17 protein-coding genes and 1 pseudogene are annotated in these 21,784 nt (G+C 31.5%); 5 read left to right on the forward strand and 13 right to left on the reverse strand.

The features are described 5' to 3' along the window. Nucleotides 1–152: 152 nt before the first annotated feature. The 3 genes from KPL50_RS20885 to KPL50_RS20895 all read right to left on the reverse strand — a co-directional run bounded on the left by KPL50_RS20885 (nt 153) and on the right by KPL50_RS20895 (nt 2,141). Nucleotides 153–1,031 (reverse strand): radical SAM protein, encoded by an 879-nt coding sequence (locus tag KPL50_RS20885; RefSeq protein WP_216300468.1) that lies wholly within the window; start codon nt 1,029–1,031, stop codon nt 153–155. Continuing rightward, the gene (locus KPL50_RS20890) at nt 1,024–1,167 is read right to left on the reverse strand and encodes a hypothetical protein (RefSeq protein WP_216300469.1); all 144 of its coding nucleotides are present in this window, start codon (nt 1,165–1,167) and stop codon (nt 1,024–1,026) included. Before KPL50_RS20890 ends, KPL50_RS20885 begins: the two co-directional genes overlap by 8 nt. Before the next feature lie 104 nt (nt 1,168–1,271). Further along, entirely contained in the window at nt 1,272–2,141 is an 870-nt protein-coding gene (locus KPL50_RS20895; protein ID WP_216300470.1) for an Rpn family recombination-promoting nuclease/putative transposase, read from the reverse strand. 188 nt (nt 2,142–2,329) lie between these two features. On the opposite strand from KPL50_RS20895, the gene KPL50_RS20900 reads away from it, so the two are divergent. Continuing rightward, nucleotides 2,330–2,644 carry a GntR family transcriptional regulator gene (locus KPL50_RS20900; protein ID WP_375372951.1) on the forward strand — a complete coding sequence of 105 codons (315 nt, stop codon included), beginning with the start codon at nt 2,330–2,332 and terminating at the stop codon, nt 2,642–2,644. 402 nt (nt 2,645–3,046) lie between these two features. Here KPL50_RS20900 and KPL50_RS20905 read toward each other — a convergent pair whose 3' ends face one another. Together KPL50_RS20905 and KPL50_RS20910 are read right to left on the reverse strand one after the other, a co-directional pair. Continuing rightward, the gene (locus KPL50_RS20905; protein ID WP_216300472.1) at nt 3,047–3,295 is read right to left on the reverse strand and encodes a hypothetical protein; all 249 of its coding nucleotides are present in this window, start codon (nt 3,293–3,295) and stop codon (nt 3,047–3,049) included. 418 nt (nt 3,296–3,713) lie between these two features. Beyond that, on the reverse strand, nt 3,714–4,286 hold the full coding sequence (locus tag KPL50_RS20910; RefSeq protein WP_216300473.1) for a GNAT family N-acetyltransferase: 573 nt from the start codon (nt 4,284–4,286) through the stop codon (nt 3,714–3,716). Between the two features lie 701 nt (nt 4,287–4,987). Between KPL50_RS20910 and KPL50_RS20915 the strand changes: the two genes are divergently transcribed. Next, a complete protein-coding gene (locus tag KPL50_RS20915) occupies nt 4,988–6,310 on the forward strand; it encodes a replication-associated recombination protein A (protein WP_216300474.1) in 1,323 nt (440 codons plus the stop codon). On the opposite strand, the gene KPL50_RS20920 is transcribed toward KPL50_RS20915, so the two are convergent. Further along, nucleotides 6,294–6,554 (reverse strand): hypothetical protein, encoded by a 261-nt coding sequence (locus KPL50_RS20920; RefSeq protein WP_216300475.1) that lies wholly within the window; start codon nt 6,552–6,554, stop codon nt 6,294–6,296. The two genes, KPL50_RS20915 and KPL50_RS20920, sit on opposite strands and share 17 nt — an antisense overlap. A 442-nt stretch (nt 6,555–6,996) precedes the next feature. On the opposite strand from KPL50_RS20920, the gene KPL50_RS20925 reads away from it, so the two are divergent. Then, the gene (locus KPL50_RS20925; protein WP_216300476.1) at nt 6,997–8,352 is read left to right on the forward strand and encodes a homing endonuclease associated repeat-containing protein; all 1,356 of its coding nucleotides are present in this window, start codon (nt 6,997–6,999) and stop codon (nt 8,350–8,352) included. Nucleotides 8,353–8,417: 65 nt separating this feature from the next. Here the strand turns inward: KPL50_RS20925 and KPL50_RS20930 are convergent, their stop codons facing one another. From KPL50_RS20930 to KPL50_RS20940, 3 genes and pseudogenes are all read right to left on the reverse strand, one after another. Continuing rightward, nucleotides 8,418–8,855, reverse strand: a complete 438-nt coding sequence (locus KPL50_RS20930; RefSeq protein ID WP_216300477.1) for a helix-turn-helix domain-containing protein — start codon at nt 8,853–8,855, stop codon at nt 8,418–8,420. A 57-nt stretch (nt 8,856–8,912) separates the two neighbouring features. Next, entirely contained in the window at nt 8,913–9,119 is a 207-nt protein-coding gene (locus tag KPL50_RS20935) for a DUF6440 family protein (protein WP_216300478.1), read from the reverse strand. Between the two features lie 53 nt (nt 9,120–9,172). After that, nucleotides 9,173–12,214, reverse strand: a pseudogene (locus KPL50_RS20940) (DUF3427 domain-containing protein). A gap of 272 nt (nt 12,215–12,486) precedes the next feature. On the opposite strand from KPL50_RS20940, the gene KPL50_RS20945 reads away from it, so the two are divergent. Together KPL50_RS20945 and KPL50_RS20950 are read left to right on the forward strand one after the other, a co-directional pair. Then, nucleotides 12,487–13,515: a type I restriction endonuclease gene (locus tag KPL50_RS20945; protein WP_216300479.1), complete on the forward strand. Its 1,029-nt coding sequence runs from the start codon at nt 12,487–12,489 to the stop codon at nt 13,513–13,515. 48 nt (nt 13,516–13,563) lie between these two features. Further along, nucleotides 13,564–13,962 carry a (deoxy)nucleoside triphosphate pyrophosphohydrolase gene (locus tag KPL50_RS20950; RefSeq protein ID WP_216300480.1) on the forward strand — a complete coding sequence of 133 codons (399 nt, stop codon included), beginning with the start codon at nt 13,564–13,566 and terminating at the stop codon, nt 13,960–13,962. 58 nt (nt 13,963–14,020) lie between these two features. Here the strand turns inward: KPL50_RS20950 and KPL50_RS20955 are convergent, their stop codons facing one another. From KPL50_RS20955 to KPL50_RS20970, 4 genes are read right to left on the reverse strand one after another with little or no spacing between them, the layout of a single operon-like run. Then, nucleotides 14,021–18,511, reverse strand: coding sequence for a hypothetical protein (locus tag KPL50_RS20955; protein ID WP_216300481.1), 4,491 nt, complete (start codon nt 18,509–18,511; stop codon nt 14,021–14,023). Further along, on the reverse strand, nt 18,512–19,249 hold the full coding sequence (locus KPL50_RS20960) for a DUF6063 family protein (protein ID WP_216300482.1): 738 nt from the start codon (nt 19,247–19,249) through the stop codon (nt 18,512–18,514). Continuing rightward, the gene (locus KPL50_RS20965) at nt 19,236–20,747 is read right to left on the reverse strand and encodes a replicative DNA helicase (RefSeq protein ID WP_216300483.1); all 1,512 of its coding nucleotides are present in this window, start codon (nt 20,745–20,747) and stop codon (nt 19,236–19,238) included. The genes KPL50_RS20960 and KPL50_RS20965 overlap by 14 nt, the downstream gene beginning before the upstream one ends. Continuing rightward, complete coding sequence (locus tag KPL50_RS20970; protein WP_216300484.1) at nt 20,738–21,748, reverse strand: Wadjet anti-phage system protein JetD domain-containing protein; 1,011 nt, start codon at nt 21,746–21,748, stop codon at nt 20,738–20,740. Before KPL50_RS20970 ends, KPL50_RS20965 begins: the two co-directional genes overlap by 10 nt. Nucleotides 21,749–21,784 lie beyond the last annotated feature (36 nt).

The raw sequence follows: 21,784 nt of genomic DNA on the forward strand, positions 1-21,784 counted from the left end.
GTATTAGTATTACCATAAAAATAAAAAATTAGTACAGGAGTGAATTCCCATACTAATTTCAGTTGAAATATACTTGTCTAAAATTATTTACACAAATCTATAAACATTCTCAAATTAATAGTGAACCAAAACAAAATAATGCAATTAGTTAGCTAATCTAGTCCAGGTAGCATTAACTGCTCATGCTCATTTCTTTCCTCAAATTTATGAAGATAATTGAAGCATTCATCAATATCACACAATATACCATGGGATTTACAGGTTGTTTTAAAAATATTCATCAACCTGTCGTTACTAGGACTTGGCAACTGATATGCATAGTTATATCTTTCTATATATCGAGCCTTCATTCCTGGAAAATGCTCATCCAGCATTTTATAGAAATATTCCCTGTTTCCTTCTCTTAATGTTAATCCCATGCCAAAACAAATAATGCCATGTACCTTCGCTTCTATACAATAATCCAGAATTCCCCGGATATTTTCCTCTGTATCATTGATAAATGGCAAAATAGGACTGAGCCAAACTACCGTGGGAATTCCGTTATCACGCATTATCTTTAACACCTCAAACCGTTCTCTTGTAGTGCTGACATTGGGTTCTATTATTTTACATAAAGCTTCATCAAAAGTCGTAAGTGTCATCTGAACAACACACTTTGTGTTCTCATTAATTTTTTTAAGTAAATCCAGATCCCTTAAAATTCTTGCAGACTTGGTCTGTATGGCAAGTCCAAATCCATAGGAATGAATAAGTTCAATACACTTTCTGGTATTCCCTAATTTCTCTTCCAAGTGAATGTATGGATCACTCATTGCCCCAGTGCCTATCATACATTTCTTTCTTTTTCTTCGGAGTCCATCCTCTAAAATTTTTGTTGCATTAAGCTTTACCTCTATATCTTCAAAGTCATGATGCATCTGATAGCATTTGCTTCTTGAATCGCAATAAATGCAGCCATGAGTACAGCCACGATATATATTTATTCCATTTTGAGCTGATAAAATACCTTTTACCTCTGTTTCATGCATAATGTTCTCCTTGTTGTTGAAATACCTTTTGTTGCATAATAATATCGGCTTTGATACTATTTACACATTGCATTCTTTCAATACTTTTATAATATTTATGCTGAGAAAATTTACTCTCATCACTATATGGTAACAATTCCTACAATACCACCTCCAAATAATTTAATATAAAAAAACGCCTGGATAAATTCATCTTACCCAGGCGGTGGATATTTTCCTTTAATTATTCTCCCTATGGTTCTAATTCACCATATTATGCTTTATTTCAATTAATCTTTCTAGTGTAAGCTCAGTTATTTCAGCTATATCATCCATAGAAAGCCCTTTTATTATCATTTTTTCTGCTACCTTTATCGCTTTCTCAGTTGCTCCCTTTTGTATTCCTTTTTCTATTCCTTTTTCTATTCCTTTTTCCTCCGCTGATTTTATCCTAGTGAGCTGATCGCTAATTTCTGCCTGTCTAGCTTCATATAATATTCTAGCCTTTTCATCCTTACTTATTATTTGCAATAAGTCATAGGCTTTCTTTATATCCTTATTCTTTTCTGCCAGCATCTCCATCTCTCCCTTCGATTTTGCATCAAAGAATTCCATCCACTGAACTATTGGATCATTTTCATCTCTCTCAATATCTTTATCAAATAATTTCGGTATCTCCAGGAAATGTACCTCTATTATATCCGTTAATCTAAAACCTGTTTTATCTTCTGTTAAGTGATAACTAGAATATAGCCTCTTTAGCGGTGTACACTTGAAATCTACTATATTTATGGTTACACATTTCTTTAACATGTCATAAGTATCACCTGGCTTTATCTGACTTGTATACATCTTGCTCCAATAAAAAATGGTGCGTTCTGCCATATAATCTGTGGGTAGTATTTGTATCTCAACATCTATTTGCTTTCCTACCTTTGTTTTCACTCGTACATCAAGTATCCCTTTTTTGTCTTCCTTGAAATCCTTTAGTAGTTCACTATTTATTATTTCTATTCCCTCAAATTCTTCTTCTGGAACACCTAAAACATCACTTAAAAGTGCGATTAGTAGGTCTTTATGCTTTTCATTTCCAAATATATACTTAAATACAAAATCATACTTTGGCGACATTATGAAATTGTCATCTATTGACTGTTATTCATTGTTTTATTCATTCTTACTTATCTATATTTTATCAGAAAATTACGTTTTATTCTACACTATTATAAATAGATATTACTTTATGTTTGCGCTTCCGCGTTTAGAATTGCTTGATATAGAGTTACACCTATTAAATGGAGTTCCCTTTTAAAGGTGAGATGTCCGAGGGTGATCCGCTTCCATCTATCAGAAATTTTGCCAATGATTTGAACGTAAGTGCTCTTACTATTCGTCGTGTCTATAATGAATTAGATCAAGAGGGCTTTATTACAAGTCAGGTGGGCATTGGCACTTTTATTTCTGCTGGTAATTTAGAGCTGCTTCGTGACTCTAAACGGCGTATTGTTGAACAAAAAATGCAGGACTTAATTCAAACAGCAAAGACGTTAAAAATTTCTAAAGAGGAATTAAACGAAATGATGAATATTTTATATGAGGGGTATGAAAAGGAAATGACAAAAAATAAAACATAGCAGGAAAAATCAACCCAAAATGAAATACAGCCTGCCAAATTAACAACAGCGATTATCATAATCCCTGTAAGGTGAGCTATATCCACCTAAAACCACTTATACTCAAAAAATTTATTATAAATATTGGGGTGGAATTAAAGGTTGTGTCAATTCCCTTGGACTTGGTTATTTAAAATTAGAGAGTTTATTAATCAAAGCATTTTATCCACAATATTATGATAAATAGCACACTTGTCCACAAATTAAATGTGAGCTATTTTAGCATTAGTCTATTTCTACAACTTGTTAACAATTTGTTTTCGTCCCTGGGCAATTTTCCGAAAGAGCTAGCGACTGTGTTTGCTATTTTTTTCTATTCTTTTCACAATTTTTCTGCCCAGCTATATCTATACTGATTACCCATCAGCTGTTCCATTTCCGATGTAATTCGGTGTTTCCATTTGTTACTGGTGTTGATGTTCTAATCCCTCCATTTTCATTATGGTCTTTACTATCTGGACCATATTCCTTTTCAATCGTTTTAATAATTATTCTGCTAGTCTTATCTTCAATTCTATTAACACCATTATTAGTAAAATTAATAGATAGCAAAGCAATGCAACAAATAAAAACCATATATAAAATATACTTACGCGGGTGCCTTAATTTCAAAATAGTTGCCTCCCTTTTAATTCATCAAATAAAAAAATATCAACCAACAATTCATTATTTGTCTTATTATCAATATAAATATCAAGTGCTCTAATTTATAATGTAGTGAGGATAGGCAAAACAGAGTTATAAAGAATATTACGAATTTTTCTTTATGTATATTCTTAATGCCTTAATTAGCAAGTAAACTAAATAGATTATAACGGCATATCCTAGTATACTAATTATGCTCATAAGCATTATCGTGAATGCTTTGCTCAATTCTATTCCCCCTCTTTTATTTATTTAACAGCTTTTAACAAATAGTAAATATCTCATTAAATATATTCCATTTTCTACAAAAAAAGAATACAGAAAGTGTATTTGGTTTGTGGTGGATTTTTATTTTATATAACTCACATATGCAAAATCATATCTGCTACAACTGCACCAAATTATTTACGATCCCAAACATTAAGCGATCTTCATATTTCTCTGTTCTTCTATTATAAGCTGCTCCCTTTTTTAAACCCTCTTTTACAAATCCAAGTTTTATGTTTAATTTAATTGATATGATATTTTCAGGGTCTACCAATGCCTCTATTCTATTAAGTTCCAGAACCTCAAACGCATATTGTATTATTTTTTTCGAAACTTCACTCATTATGTTCTGTCCCCAATATTTTTTATTAAGCATGTATCCTATCTCTACTTTAGAATTCCAAGTATCAAAATCATGAAGTGTTATTAATCCTATAACGTCATCATTTTCTTTAAGTGTAATACACCATCTAATAAACTTTTTATTCTTAAAGCCATCAATAAAAAACTCTACTGATTTCTTTGCCGCTTCAATAGTTGACATAGCTTTTATCTGTTGATATTTTACTGCATCTTCATTACAATATATATCATATATTGCTGTATAATCACTTTCTACTACCTCTCTTAGTATAAACCTTTCAGTTTCAAGTTTATGAAATTCATTGAATACAGTATCTAATTTAATCATCTTCTACAACCCCTTTTTATATGAGATATCTTCAAAGCAATTACAAATATTGAACTAGTTTTTTGAAAACACTATTTTTTAAAAACAAAAAAAGCCAACCATTTTTTAAAAGTTGCCTTCAAATCATAAAATAATTAAAACAATTACGTTTTGTTCTGTGCTAAAAACTAATTGCATTCTAATATAATAGACAATTAATTATAGCACATTTGAACTTATTTTACAATAATAGTAATTAATATCCTTCTGACCTTTACTATTTTCCTCAATTGCAAAAGTAATTTTCACCACCAGCACATCCTTTTATTTTGTATGTCCTAAAGTAGTAAAAATCCGCTAGATCTACTTCAAATTATAACTATTTTGCTAGAAAAATAGTAGATATGAATATTTTTGGATTTAACAATTTGTTTACGTCCACCGGGGAATTTTCCAAAGAAGCTAGCGACTGTGGTTCCTACCTATTTTCTAACCTAGTATTTTGCTTAAGAATTATAAAATATTCTTTTATAGACCTTCCATATAAATTTTCAACTTAGTAACACCCTTTTGCTCAGTCTTTCTAGAGTCTTTGTTTAAAAATAGGTATAGAATAGTTGATGCCATTTTCCCACTTGCTAATTAAGTTAATATAGAGTTATAATGGAAAATAACTTAGCATATGTGCTTGTATTTTACTAATAAAAGGTGAAGGTGTTAAAATGGATTATGTGCAAAATTCAATATTTGATAAGATGTTACATAAGGCTCCACTGGCTGATAGAGTCCGTCCTAGAACTCTTCAGGAATATGTGGGTCAGGAGCATATTATAGGAAATGGCAAGGTTTTGAGAAATATTATACAATCTGATAATGTTTCTTCCATGATTTTATGGGGTCCCCCTGGAGTTGGAAAAACTACTCTTGCTATGATTATTGCAGAAATTACCTGTGCTAATTTCATAACCTTTAGTGCGGCTACTTCAGGTATAAAAGAAATTAAAGAAGTCATGACAAAAGCAAAAGAAAATCGACAACAAGGTATCCGAACTATTTTGTTTATTGATGAGATTCATCGCTTTAATAAGTCTCAACAAGATGCTTTTCTTCCACATGTAGAAAAAGGTAATATAGTTCTCATTGGTGCCACCACTGAAAATCCCTCCTTCGAGGTTAACTCGGCCTTATTATCACGCTCTAGAGTATTTGTTTTGAACCCTTTAGACATTAATGACATAATCAAAGTTTTAAAAAATGCACTATTGGACCAAAGAGGGTATGGAGGTCTACCAATATTAGTTGACAGTTCTCTCCTTGAAATTATAGCGGTTTTTTCAAATGGAGATGCTAGAACAGCGCTCAATCTGTTGGAATTGGCAATTAGTAGTACGCCTATGGAGTCAGGTAAACTAACTTTAACTAAGAAAATAATCGAAGAATGTCTGAACAAAAAAACTCTCCTTTATGATAAAAAAGGAGACGAACACTACAATATAATCTCAGCTCTCCATAAATCTATGAGAAACAGTGACCCAAGTGCCTCTGTTTACTGGCTTGCCCGCATGTTAGAGAGTGGGGAAGATCCCTTGTATGTTGCGAGAAGATTAATTCGATTTGCTTCTGAAGATGTTGGACTTGCAGACCCTACTGCTCTTCAAATTACAGTCTCAGCCTATGAAGCTTCTCACTATATTGGAATGCCAGAATGCACAGTAAATCTTACCCAAGCTGTAGTTTACCTTGCAATGGCGCCAAAATCCAATGCTCTTTATGCTGCTTATGAAAGTGCAAAAGAAGATGCCTTAAATACCATTGCCGAGGGTGTACCTCTTCAGTTAAGAAATGCCCCTACAAAACTTATGGATTCCCTTGGCTATGGAAAGGACTACAAGTACGCTCATAGCACAGATGAAAAACTTACTAACATGCAGTGTCTACCTGATAATTTGAAACACCGACAGTATTATAAGCCCACCCAAGAGGGTCTTGAAAAGAAAGTTTATGAAAAGTTAGAATATATAAACACTCTTAAAGCAAAGCTGTAGTTTTTTCACCAGCTTGCATGGTCAGAGGAATAATCACTGAATACGCATCAGCTGTTCTATCTTCGATGCCATTTTGGGTTTCCATTTGGTAGCTTATCTTGTCTACGCAAAATAGCATTTTGTAGCCGGAACCATAAAAGAGGCAGGTATTCCTGCCTCTTTTGAATATCTTGAATTTCACTTCTAGTTCTAGTTGTTTTACAAAACTCCAATATTTTTTTGGTGCTATGCTCAGCTTGTTCACCAGCTTGAGGGATCAATGGAATCCTCCTTCTAAAAACATCACCTTCCATAAATTTAGGTGCTGTTTTTGAGTGTTTACATCCCTTGGGAGTTTTATGAACGAAGCGAATTTACTAAGGTTCATACACCCTAAGGAGGTACTAGATTAAGCGGATAATCTCTGTCGCTACATAAAAACTATAATCAACATTTCACTCCAGCAAGTTACCAGCAAGTTACCAGCAAGCTGAATTTTAAGCCCAATAAGAAATGTATTTAAAATATCCCGGATCAGCGTTTAGATCACCTCTTTACATTCCAGTATTTAATATTACTAGGTTTACTATTAAACCTAGTAAACGCAAAAGTAAACTTTTATTCTTTAGTACTATATCAATGTATACTAAATCATTAATTACAAATACTAATCTTGAAGCATTAATAAAAACAAGATTGGAGTAATTATGGAATATAAACAATGCAGACACTGTAAAAAAGTTAAGGAACTAGCAGAATTTAATTTAAATAAATCTTCTAAAGATGGGCACCAAAAATACTGCAAGGAATGTAATAAATATCTTGGTAGGAGATATAAAGAAAGAAAGGCTTCTAAAGAAGGTCGAGTGATGCTCCCTTATAAAACCAAACAATATTCAACTATAAGTGATGATGAATTATTACAAATAATAAGAAATTTCTTTAATGAATTTAAACGAGCGCCCACAACCTGTGATTTCGAAAATACTGATAAATATCCGCATTTTAAAACATACTATCGGCACTTTATTTATTATAAATCTGATACTAATGTATCTAGTTGGAATGATATCTTAAAACTCGCCGGTGTTACTCCTTTAGATTATAGAGACTTTTGGCCTGCATGGCAGTATCTTGTTGAAAAATCAGCCTCAATTCTAGAGGGAGACTGCCTATTTCAATATTGTGGATTCGGTTTAGATTTTAAACCAGATATTTATGTTCCTCTTAAGCATAAAGTAATAGATGCGGCCACATCCAACTATGCCTGTAAACACAAGGAAAAACAATATAAAAAAGCTACAGACAAAGGTGCATCAGTAGAATATTGGTGCTTAAATAAAAATAACAAACCTGGTTTAAACTTGCCAAATCTAAAGTATGTTTTTGCTGATGAAATAATTGTGAGATTATCAGCACTAGGTTACCATGATTTATGTTATGATATAAAAAATCTTTATTTAGTATATAAAAACTTAAATGATTTATACATGGATCATAAAAAAGACTATGTGATTAAAAAGTTAAAAGAGTTTCACACTAAAAATGGTAGAACCCCCTATACCAGAGACTTTCTTAATAATCCGGACTACCCCTCTTCAACAACTATAACTTTATTGTTTGGAACATTTAATAATGCATTAATTGCAGCTGGATTAGATATAAATACTTTAGCTAATTTGCCTTTTAATGAAAAGGTAGCCAGAGAAGATTTATTAAATCTTATTAATAAACTTGGACGATTACCACTATACAGAGAGCTGGGTCCCCCAAATACCACTTATACTCAAAAGGTTTATTTAAAATATTGGGGTGGAATTCAAGGTTGTGTTAACTCTCTTGGACTAGATTATTTAAAATTAAAGGGTTTATCTATGACCGCCAACGTCAAATTAAGGCTTGACTCAATAATAAAATTTAAAACCTTATACAATCGCTGGCCTGATATTAATGAGCTTCGCATTAAAAATAACCTACCTAGCTATCACTGGATCAATGATCATTTTGGGAATTATGAAAATTTAAAAATCCATTTAGAAAATCTTATAGACACTAAAATCTAATATTCAAACTATTCCATCCACAATATTATGATAAATAGTATACTTGTCCACAATTTAAATGTGTACTATTTTATCACACACTCTGTTTCTCTTTTTACTAGACCACAAATAATATCAATACCATTTGATATTATTTTTCTTTGTTCTTCATTTAACACTTTATTATTGTGAAGTATTTTTTTTTCTGCAGCTAAACTTTTTATTAAAGTTGCTATTTTTTCTAACTCAATAAATTGAGAATCCCTATGCATATAATCTCTCTGATCCAATTCCTTAATAACATGTATATCATTACACAATAAATAATCTAATGAAATATTAAAGTATTCTACAAAATTTCTAATAGCATTCATCTCAGGTATCCTCTTGTTATTTTCGTATTGGCTAATAGTGGTTTTTGTAAATGCGTAGCCATATTGACCATTGAACTCATCTACTAATCGCTTTTGAGTCAAATTTTTAGATAACCTTACACTTTTAAATCGCTCTCCAAAAGTATCCAATATAAACTCCTCCATAATTATAAATTCATTTATAATTATGGCCAAACATCTATTTTTCTACTCAATTATTATTGATGATACCACAGGCTTTCCATCTTTATCTAACAATACAGTAATCCCTCCAGCATAACCATCAATGTTAATTAAATAGTTTATTCCAGTTTCTGTATCAACAAGTATTTTACAACGTGATGCCATATTACCCTGCTCATATATAGTTTCAAATCTTTTATTTTCCTTCTTATCATTCTTCTTATTAAACATTTATTCACTCCTATATTTTTATTAATATCCTGTAATTGTATTTTAAATATTCACTAAACAATACCCTTATTAGCCGCCCTCATAAGTCCCGCAGGTATCTCTTCCTTAAGTCTCCATACAAAACTTATAGGACTGGTTCCGCTATGACGTACATACTCCCCCTCTCCAAGATAAGTATATGCGGCAACTAATCCATCTTTCTTCTTATTTTCACGTACAAACAGAATTATCTTATTACCAGTGTTTAAATGGTTAATGTACCTCTGGCCCATATCACTTTCCGCTGTAGTCCGACTCTGACTTTGCCAATGAAATAGCCTTTCATTGATAGCATAATCCTCATATAGAGTAGAAGGTGAATAATCTTTCTCCGTTTTATTTAATGTAATGAAAAAGGCGTCCAACTTCTTTTCTTTAAAATGCTTTACTCCTTCTCTAAAGGCTGGCTTTATACTTTCATCAAAGTATCCTAGCGCTGCCATGATTTGGTCTGTAGAATATGAGCAATATAAATCTAAAGGACATATGTATCCTAAATCCACATTTTTATCAACAAAATCAATGTGCAAATAGTTATACTGCAATATCTCAAATGCCTCTTCAATCATTTCCTTATTATTTTCATAAAGAGTAGCCAAAGCTTTCTCAAAGGAATTAAACCCAAGCTTTTGTGGTGCACCTAAATAAAAACTATAGTATATCATTCCAAGCATTAGTTTCTCTTCTTTATTAAACTCAGAGCCTTGCATTATCTTACCCGTGGTTAATATATTTGTTGTAAACTCAATAAGCTTTCTTGAATTAATATGAAACAAATTTTTTAATCGCTTTGTCATTACCTCTTCATCTTTATTCTTAAAGTCCTGCATTATTCCTGCCTCGACCTTCATTCTGCTATAGCTTCTATCTCCACTTTTGCCATACACATCATTCAATGTATAATTATAATGTTCTAAAAAATTACTTAGGGTAAGCTTTTTAGTTGTATCACTTTCAAAGTATTTTAACTTACTTATCAAATTTGCTTTTGTGACCCTTGCATCCTTTATGTTTCTTAGTATATATTCCTTAGCCTGCTTTTCTAAGTGTATGTAACAACCCTTTGGTAGATTTAAAAAACCATTAATTATGCTGTTTTCTACTGAATGCTTTGCCCTTCCCATTAAAGCTTTAAATTTTTGTTCAAAATCATAACTCCTATGAGCTTGACCTACAAAATCCAAAACTGTTAAGCATTCTTTATCTTCGCTAAGTCTAAGCCCTCTTCCTAGCTGCTGAAGAAATACTGTTAAACTCTCTGTGGGTCTTAAGAATAGCACAGTATTTATTTCAGGTATATCTATACCTTCATTATATAAGTCAACAGTGAATAGAAACTTAACCTCTCCACTTACCAATTTTCTTTTAGCACTGTTTCTATCTGCTGGACTGCTTTCACATGTCACAGCCATTGAAGGTATGCCACTTGCATTAAATTTATCAGCCATATAAATAGCATGCGGAACACTTACGCAGAAACCAAGTCCTATAACTTCCTCTATATCCGTAACATATTTGTTAATGCTGGTTACTACCCCATTTACCCTAATATCATTATTGGTATAAATATTTTCTAATTCTTGTTTATCATAGCCTCCCCTTGCCCATTTAAGTTTAGTAAGGTCAATGGAATCAGAAACTGCAAAATACTGAAATGGACTTAAAAGCTTTCTGTCTATAGCTTCTGATAATCTAATTTCTGCAGCTATTCTATCATCAAAGTGCTCAAGTACATTTTTACCATCCATTCTTTCAGGGGTAGCAGTTAATCCCAGTAATATTTTAGGCTGATAATAGTCCAGTAGTTTTCGATAAGAGGGTGCTTCTGCATGATGAAATTCATCCACTATTATGAAGTCGTAAAAATCCGGTGTGGTTTTTTCATAAAGTTTAGTTGAGTTAAAACTTTGCATGCTCATGAACAGATAATCTAATGAATCTGGAACATTACAACCTACAAATAAATCCCCAAAATTGTTGTCCTTTAAAATAGCCCTAAAAGAACAATGAGCTTTTTGTATCTATTAAATAACACTCTCTCAGCCTTCAAATTCTCCAAAATTTCCTTTTGATAATAATAAGGTTTTATATCAAACATGAAATTTACATTATTATCAGTTTTTCCTTCTTTATTCAACGCACTTTTAAGCCTTCTTTTATCCTCTTCGCTCTGACCATTAAAAGATGTAAACTCATCATCATTCCAGTAGCCTTCAAAGGTAGCTTGAAATTTCTTTATAGTATCAAAGGAATCCTTTTCTGATACTTTGATATTCCATTCAAGACCTGAGGTTAGTGCTGCATTTGATAGGTTTGAGGACCCAATATAGGCTGTAGTAAACCCTGTCTCTCTTTGAAAAAGGTAAGCCTTTGCATGAAGCCTTGTTCTATCCGTATCATATGAGACCATAATTTCTGTATTTTTCAATTTACTCAGTCTTCTATAGCTTTGTAATCTGTTGCCCCCATATACGAGGTTGTAATTATCCTAAGTTTATGGTCATCATTATCAGTAAATTCCTTAAGCTCATCAAAGATACATCTAAGTCCACTCCATTTAATAAAAGAAACAAGCATGTCCACAGAATCACTGCTCAATATCTCCTTCTTTATCTCCCCCATCATGTTAGGCTCCTGGGTAGTACCAGTGAAAAGTGAGCTTTGGGAAAGTGGAGTTACTTGTCTAATTGCTTTACCCCCTTTGACTCCTCTTATGTTGTTTATCTTTGAATATAATGCTGTAAGAATTTCTCCCTCCTCGTCAATTTTTAATCCCTCAATATTCTTATCCTCTGCCAGCTACTTAAACCTTTAATGAGCTCATTGCAAGCCTTTATCTGTGAAAGTAACGCTTCCTTATCGTTTTGTTTATTATTTTCTCTAATAAACCTTAGGCATTTCTTTACCACAGAGGAAATGTAGCCGGATAATTGGGTCCTAGCCTCTTCTACATCAATGGGTTCCTTTTGGAAAAGATATTTATCTGAATCCAATTTTATTAATTGATTTTTAAGATCTTCATATATAATCTGTTCGTAGATTCCTTCTTTTAACATGTGGCTTATACCTCCAGTTTAATTGTTATTGTATGGAGTATTCTAGCTCTAAGAGGGGATTCCCTTCTTACCTATTACCCACTGGTGTAAATATCAATTATTATTTTTTTTATCCTACACTTACTATGGCAACAATTAGTTTATTTTTTATAATAAACTTTAAAGCCATGTATAATTAAACCTAAACTTTATGATGCCGTCAAAAAAGAGGATTATTAATTAATATGTAGAATAATCCCATTACAGAATAACAATTAGGAGGAAGTGCATTTATGGATTTTACAGAAGAAATAAAACTATTTTCAAATAGAATAATGCAAATAAAAGATAAAATACAAACAGAAGAAGCAGTTAAAACATCAATAATCTTACCTTTTTTTCACCTATTAGGGTATGATATTTTTAATCCTGAAGAATTCATCCCAGAATATACTACAGATGTAGGTATAAAAAAAGGTGAAAAAATTGATTATGTGATTATGAACGAATTAAGTCCTGTTTTTCTTATTGAGGTTAAAAACTGCCCAGATAAAAACTTAAAAAGGCATATCTCTCAATTATTTAGGTATTTTGCTGTGAGCAAGGCAAGGTATGGAATGCTAACAAATGGTTTTAGTTTTATATTTTATACAGATTTAGATGAGAAAAATATTATGGATACAGAAAGTTTTTTTGAATTTAACATATTGGATCTAACTAATAATGATATTATTGAGATTAGCAAATACACCAAGAGTAATTTTAATGTGGATGAAATACATGAATCCGCTTCAGAATTACGCTATTTAAATAAAATCAAGCAATTAATTATTTCTGAAAGCAAGAAACCAAGTGATGCTTTTGTAAATTACATACTGGGTGAAATGCATATTGGCAGAAAGACTAAGACCTTAGTTGATATTTTTAGAGAATACACAAAGACATCCTTAAAAAATTTAATAGCTCATAATAAACACAGCGTTAAATATGATAATAATTTAGATGTTGAAAATATAGAAAATCCAATGACAATGACGCAAATTGAAATAGAATCTTTTTATATAGTGAAATCAATACTAAGAAAAATTATTAGCCCTGAAAATGTAACTTTTATTCATAGCGATATGTATTTTACTGTGATTTTAGAAAATAATCCAGAAAAATGGGTATGTAAAGTATGTACAAATAAAAGAGGAATAAGTTTACCTTATAATAATGACGCTGGTAAAATCTCTTATGATTTTGAATCAATAGACGATTTATACGAACTTGATAATGAAATTATGGGTATAGCCGAAAAACTGATAATTAAAACCCCATAACTTTATCATTCACCCCTTTTATGCTAAACTTATTTAGAGGTGTTTTATATGAAAAAATTAATTAAAGTCGTAGGGGCTATTATTGAAAATGAAAATAATGAAATCCTATGTGCTCTTCGTTCTCCACTAATGGCTATTCCAAACATGTGGGAATTTCCTGGTGGTAAAATAGAAGGTAGCGAAACTTTAAAAGAGGCTATTGAAAGAGAGATAAAAGAAGAACTTGCTTGCGATGTTGAATTTATTGATAGTTTTAATGATAATACTCACGAATATGATAAGTTTATAGTAAATTTAATTACTGTTAAGTGCCGCTTAGTAACTGGTACTCCTACCATAAGCGAGCATTCAAAATTAATATGGTTACATAGAAATAATTTACTTTCTCTAAAATGGGCTCCAGCTGACATTCCAGCTGTAGAACAGCTTCTTACAGAAAAGGTATAGCAATTTTTGCTATACCTTTTCTGTAAATTCTTTATATAAACTTACTTGCATTTTATTTCTATTTATTCCCAGACCTCTCTTTTTCACTATTACCCAAATTTAAACTAGGATTATAATCAAATATATCCATTTGCTTTAATTGACCTAACCTTTGCAATGTCTGAGGGTCACTATCCCTAAAGAACGCTTTTCGTATTTCACGTTCTTTTAGTAGAATTTGAACATTACTACTATTTTCAGCTGCTTTTAATCTGCAACTATAAACTATAGGAAAGTATGTCCTTATAAATTTCCCCTCGGAGTGAGCGGTCAATGCAATTATTTGAAAACCTAACTGCTCAGCAATAAAAAATACAGGGTCTAGTACATGGTCACTGGAAGCTTTTCCAAAGGGATTATCTACAATAACTGTACGGTAACGTTTAGCTGTAGATACTATATTTTTTCTTTTTTCTGCAAGGTAATTCAGTATTCCTAGAAATAAAGTCATATTCTTACTCCATTTCTCGCCACCTGACCAAGAGTTTGATACTTCCCAGGTAAAAGGTGAACTACTTACATTTCCATCATTGGTTACCTTTCTGCATTTTACTTTAATTGAATTTTGTTTCATTATATTTTGAAGTAGTTGTTTTGACTTCATCCATTTCTCTATAGCCTTTCTTACACTCGCCTCAACCTCAACCCCATTTTCATCCTTATATTGATCGCTCTCTAATTGTTTGAGTATCCAATCAATATGATTACTTAGCTCTTCCTTACCCTCTTTTTCATCCCATTCAGGTACATTTATCAAAAATATATCCTTCCATTGATCTTGTACTTTTATCCTAGTCTTTTTAGGAATAGTCCTTAATTCCTCCGCCATGGTACGTAGATATGAATGAAGATGGCTTATAAATTGCTGTACTTCCTTATCGTGATCTCTAATATCATTTTCTGCGATTTCAATGGTTCTCGCTATTCGCTCATTCATCCTTTGCTGCCATTCTAATATATCCCTAAAGAGTTTTTTATGTTGAATCCCTGTTACAGCCATTTCTTTAAGTTTAATGTCATTAATTTCACTATCGCAAAATTTAATAAACCCTTGCTGCTCCATTTCAACTTTGCTACTTTGAATCACAAGAACTTCATTTAAATTTTGCAACTCATCTTTTATCTTGGAAACGAACTCTTTTCTCTGGTATGGAAGACTCGCTTTAACATCCTCCGTCAATGTTATCTCTTTAATTTCTTCTGATAAATATGCAAATTTACCATTTTGAATATTAAGTTCATTTATGGTACGCGTAATATCATCCATAACAGTAGAGAGTTGATTTTTTCTATTTGTAAGATATTCTTTTTGCTGCCCGAATTCTAATTTTTCTTTATTTAACTGAATTTCAACCTCTGCTAATGTTACCGTGAAAATCAATATTTCCTTATACTTCTTATAAAAATCTCCTTTTCTTAAAGTATAAACGGCTTTCTTGTCATTATAATTTTTCTCGATTTTAACTAAAGCCCTTTCTAATGTTTTTAATGGTTCTTTTAAATTACCTATACTTTCTATAAGTTTATCAATTTCATCTCCTCCATATAATGGAAATTCAAGCTCTTCATTTAATTCAAAATCTACTTCTAGTCGTAGGTTATTTAAATCATACTCTAGGCCACTTATTCCTGATTGTGCATCATTAAGTTTGCTTTCTAACACTTCTCTGCCCTTTTGTTTCTTGTCTATTGCATCCTTTAAATCTTTCCTTCTTGTAATTAGAATAACCTTACTTACTGTGGTGTATCGGGGCGCAGAAGACTTAACCTCTTGAAAGATAACATCTGCTATTAGTTGACGAATATTATATTTGTTTTCACGAAGGTCCTCTAACATTTCATTTAAAACTCTTGTAGAGTCATTTATTTTTATATCACACCTCGAGATTTTTTCTTTGTATAACAATAAGAATTCTTTAACTTTATTTATTTCTAGTCTCCACTTAAGACTTTCATCTCTGCTGCTTATATAATCCTGAGCCCTTATAACCTTATTTTCTAAAACATATTTTTCTTCTCTATCATCCGTCTCCATTTTTTGATATTTAATAGTTCCTTTATCAATTTGCTTAATAACCTCTTCCTTTGCGTTTATTTCCTTGCTAATATTAAAATTATTCTCCTTTATCTCCTTGAACCTCTTTTGTAACTCCACATATTCATCATAAGGATAATTTTCGTAAAATTCTCTCACGTCCCTTAATAAATCGGTCCAAATACTATATTCTCTTTCTTTGAGATCGCGAGTTTCTGTTACCTCATTAGCCTTAAATTCAATTTCACTTTTCCAACTTTCAAATAACTTTTGAGAAATATTATCTTGCCATAATAATGGGAAAATCGTCCTTGAATCCTCCACGATCTCTCCTTTTATAGAGCCGAGTGCTTCTTTTTCTGTCATTATAAAAATTGGAGTGCTAATTTCATTATTATTTTTGTAAACCCTCTCTCTTAATTTTTCTATTTCAGTATCAAACACAATTATGGTTACGGACCAATATGGATTGATTTTATATAAATCTGCTTCTGTTTTTTCAATGCCTTTTGCTACTCTTTGAATATATTTTGTTCCACTTTCTATGTATTTAAAACTATTACCCCAGCTTTTAATCCAATTTTCAATTAGAGGCTCGCCAGTATAGTACTCACTATACTTATACTCATCTAAATATCTATGAGCTAATCGTTCCTTTAGGAGTAATTTTTCTCGATCACTTCTTAGGTTTTCTATTCTAAGTTCTAACTGCTGCAAAATACTCTCCTGTTTCGAATAAAGAGAATCTGAATAATTCCTATTATTTTTAATTACTTTAATTCTGTTTAGCAATATATCATGTTTTTCACGAATGCTGTTTATTTCTCCATCCATGATTGTTTCTTGTTTTGTAGACTTATTAAGTTGACATCTAGATATATCTATTTCACCTATTAAATCCTGCTTTTGTGCCCATGATTTTTTTAACTTTTGGTCATAATCAAATATATTCTTCTCAAGTTGTTCTAATCTTCCTTTCCATTTTACATTTTCTTCTTCTATCTTCTCCTGAAGTGGATTCGCAAGGATTTCGTTGGTAATTTTTTTCATGTTCTTTTCTGAATTATCTATTTCTGTCTTTATTCTCGTTTCATTATGTTTAAGTTTCTCTTCATCTTCTCTAACAACTTCTTTTTCGGTTTCACGTGCTTTTAACTCATCTTTATGAGTTTCAATTTGGCTATTAATAACATTTTGCTGCTTTATTAATTTCTGCTCTTGCTCCTGATAATAACCTCTTAATTCACTGCTGTTTTGCAATAATTCTTCTTTAAGGTCAATAATATCCTCTTCCTTATCAAGTAGATCTATCTGCTCAGTTAAATATTCTATTTTTTCTTTGCGCTCCTTAATATCCTTCTTGAGTTTTGCAACCTTTAGATTATTAAGCCTCCCATTTTTTTCTTCAAATACATTTTCAGCTTGTGCATATTCATTATTTGCCTCGTTAAAAGCCTTTTCAGCTATAACAACCTGTCTATCTAAAACAGCTAATTTATAGGAAGCTTGTTTTTGATTACAAAGTTCTAGCTCAGTTTCTTGTTTTATCAGTGAATTTTGATTTTCAATTATTTCTCTTCCATTAACTATAGACTCTCTCTTGGTAAAATTATAGATAGCTTTAGCTTCTTCTCTAGCATTAACTATTTTTTTGTTTGCCTGCTCAAAGACATCAAAAACATTAACATACTTCATTATCTGCTGCTCTACTTTTTTACTTTCCTCTATCCTTGTCCTTAACTGTTTATGTTTTTTAAAATGTTCACGCTGTTTTTCAAAAGTATCTATAAATTCTTTGGTTCCATTACCCGCAAGAGCTTCTTCAACTACTGGTATCAATAAGTTATCAATAAGTTGATTGGTAGTTTGGCAAGCATCAAAAAAGGCTTCTACATCACCTTCTGCTCCATTTATCAAAGCTATTTTTCTCCACTCTGAGGGAATTATTTTAAAATTATCCTCAATGTATTCATGATAATTTTTTATTGTACTAAAGGTATGTGCATTCATGCGATTTTGGTTCATATCGTAATAGTATTCTCCCATTTCTTCTTTAGTTGCAGGCCGGTTGTTGCCATTACTAGTTTCTTTAACAAATGGAATTTTATCTATAGAATTATCGTCATCTTCATCATACTCATAAACATATTTATGTGAATCCACATTACCTTTGTTAATGAATAAAGTAACTGCTGTTACTGCATATCTCCTTGGATGTTCATTGAGTATCCATTCAATAGCTATATGTGCGGCGCTGTTTTCTAACATCAAAGTGTTTTTTATTTTTCTATCGGCTACCTCAATATGAGGGATTATAGCCTGGAGCGCTGTCTGTACAAATACAGTTTTACCCCCTCCGTTTTCTAAAAGGATAGCTGCATTTTGACCATCAAATTGAAAAATATCATCATTGTATCTCTTATCACCATTTTCATATACTACATTGGTAAATCTTATTTTTGAAATTGCTGGCATCTAGCTCTCTCCTTTCCTCTGATCTAGTTCATATATAAAATCGAGTATTCCCCTATTATAATCATATTCCATGTAATACCTTTGTATAATAGTCTTAGCCTTTTCAGTAAGCTCTAACTCCTCATTTCCAATATCAACGGTTAGTTCTTGAGCTATTAAAAACTGTTTTACGGTATTCAAAAAACTTTTTCTACTATTTGTCCTAGCATCTTGAGCTTTTACTTTTTCCTTAATATCGTCCATGTCCTCCCACTTTTCAACTATTGTGGACCAATTATAATCTAGATTTTTATCCATTGCTTTTAACTTTTCATCACCATGTTCCTTAAGCGACAAGATTCTATGATTTAAACTATCAAGCCAGTCACCCACTGTTATAAAATCCCTGGTGGGCTCAGTTGTCTGATAACTATCATAAAACTCTCCAAATAAAACGATAATGGAAACATACATAAGGTAAAGATCTAGATTAACAGCCTTAGATGGAAGATATGTATTCTTCAAAAATTCATTTGAAACATGAAATATGGAGTTCTTTGAAATTGGAATCATATATATACAATCCCCAGAAGTAAATATTGTACAGTCCACTTCTCTAGAAAACTGATCTACTAACCCTCTTATCTGATCATCCGCCATATAAAGCCTTAACGACTCTTTATCTCCATAGGTATTCATAGCTAAAATTGAATACAGCTTAAAAGCCTGAATTACTTGTTCATTGTTATAAGTTATCAAAACCATCCTCCAATCTTAATTTCATATTTCTTATGGTATACCTATCAGTAATTTTTAAAATGCCTTCTATTTCCTCAACCTTCATTACCTTCCCTTTATTTTCAAGTAAAGTCAAAACTTCTCCAAATAAATCTTCCCTCGACTTTTCAGAATCATCAATAATAATAGGAGACTTTTGATGCAGTATAACCCAAAAATCATAAAAGTTTCGATGTAATAGAAATTCTTCTAATTTTCTCACTCTTAAGTCCTCAACCACAGCCTCAATTGTAATTTCTTTTTTCCCTTTCATTGCCACTAATATAACTTCCATTATCCTCTTAAAATTACCCCTCAGTAACATCAAATCAACTTTTCTATCTTCTTCACCCGTTGCCTTAAAAAACTCACTAGATTTTTCAAGTTTATCTCGCGCTTCTAATCTCTGCTGTGAAAATACCGTAAGGGGAGACCAGCTTTGCTGCTTTTCTAAATATAAAAGTGGTTCAATAAGCATACGGGTCGATTCTAAAGGCAGCGGAGATGAAAAAACTCTGCTAGTAATCTCTTGATCAAAATTAAAAGAATCTATTCCTACATAATAAAGAGATTCTTGCGCTGCTTGAAGAGCTGAGGTTTTTAAAATTATACTTTCTTTAAGTAACAATCTATGTTCATAATGAACATGATCAAGTTCTCTATCAATTTGCAATATTAATTCATAAGTTTTACGATCCTTTTCATTTGACATATCGTTTCCGATTTTCTCTTTTGTCTCTCTAACAAAAGATTGAAGTTCATCAAATTCTTCATCTTCCCTGTAAAGCCTCATATTAATATCTTCAATAATGCTCTTGTACCTCTCAAAGGTTTCATTAGATACAATATTTCTTTGGATCTCATGTTTTATTCTAAACATACGATCCTGCAGATTTTTAACATCTAAACTCATTTCATCAATTTGCCTAAGGGCTCCAACAAATTCACCCTTTTCTAATTGTTTTCTAAGAACTAACTGATTAATTGATAGCTGAAACTCATTAAAATATTCTTTTGTAGCAAAAATCAATTCTAAGCCTTGATCATCCAAGGTGTAGTATTGAGTATTAGTGGTTAAATCTGCTTTATCCGCTTTCAAAATAGAATATTGCACACTTTCCTCGGTTCTTGTTTCCCAATTATAAAAACTTTTAGTATTCCGCTTACCTGTAGCCGGGCGAAATACCCCTATAATTGTTCTTGCTATTTTTTCAAACCCTTCAGGCTCTAAATCAATTTCCCCTTGATTTAATTCAATTAAGAATATAGATAATTCTTTTACACCTGTTTTCTTATTACGCACTAACATATTTTCAAAGAAAAATAGTAAAGTTAATAAACCCAAACTGAAATAATCAATAAGCTTGTCACTATTATCTTTAGATTTTTTATTGTCAAGCTTATACAAAGTATCAAACAAAGCTAGTCTTTGGATTCTTTCTCTATAATTTTCAGTAATACTTTTTAAGTTTACTCCCATATGTTATTCCTCCATATATTGTCAAGTTCATATTTATTTAAACCTTCTTGAGGATAATAACCTCCATTACCAAGAAGTCTTTTAATATACTCTTGCTCCTCCCCTGTAAAAGCTTTAAGAAACTGCGTTAAAGCTCCTTGATTTTTTTGCTGATTTTCTTTTCCAAAGCTATAGTTCTTTTTCAAAAGTTCCGTGTAGAATCCCACAGCTAATTTAGAATGGATCTTTTCGTTTAAAGAATTCCATATGGTTATACCCTCATAGTCCAGATCTCCAAAATAATATAATTTATTTTCTCCTTTTAACCCTAACTGCCTACTTAGCATAGAAATATTTGACACAACCTTCCAACCTGACCCAAAAATCAATGATGTAAAAGCTGTTTCTTTTAGAGTATCAAGCAGTGCATAAAAGGTTGCCTTATTTTCAACTATTAGATGTAAATGTTCGCCCTTTGAAAATTGGACTGGGTTCACTGCAAGCATTAATGGCTCACCTGTGCTTAGTATTTCAAGTTTATCCCAAAGTTTTATTCGCTCGAGTAGCTTCCTACCACCCTTTTCATCAATCCACTTTTCATCTCCAGTAATATTATAAGAATGTTCTTGATTGGTTACTTTCTCAAAGAGCTTATTTTCTTTCAAGTACTCATTAACCTTTAAAATATACGGCAAATCTTTTCTCCAAGTATCTTCACTTAATATAAAATAATCTTCTAAATCTATTTCAGGTTGAATTTTCAATCTTATACTTTGTATTTCTTCAATTAATTCTTTTTTTAATTTAGATCTATTAATTCTAAATTTATAGGCAAGTGGTTTATTTTTACCATTATTATGTTTAGGGCTAATTTCCTCAAGTATTCCCTCATCAATTAACTCTTTTATATTAATTGCCATAATATCATAAGAAATATCACCGGAAAATATGTTTTCTAACTGTGTTAATGATATAGTCGTTTTTTTAAGTAATATTAAAAAAGAAATTATTTGTTTTTTCATATTCATTCTCCTAAAAAATAAAGTATTTTAAATAAA

The organism is Clostridium sp. CF012 (assembly GCF_018861755.1).
Classification (GTDB): Bacteria; Bacillota; Clostridia; order Clostridiales; family Clostridiaceae; genus Clostridium_AD.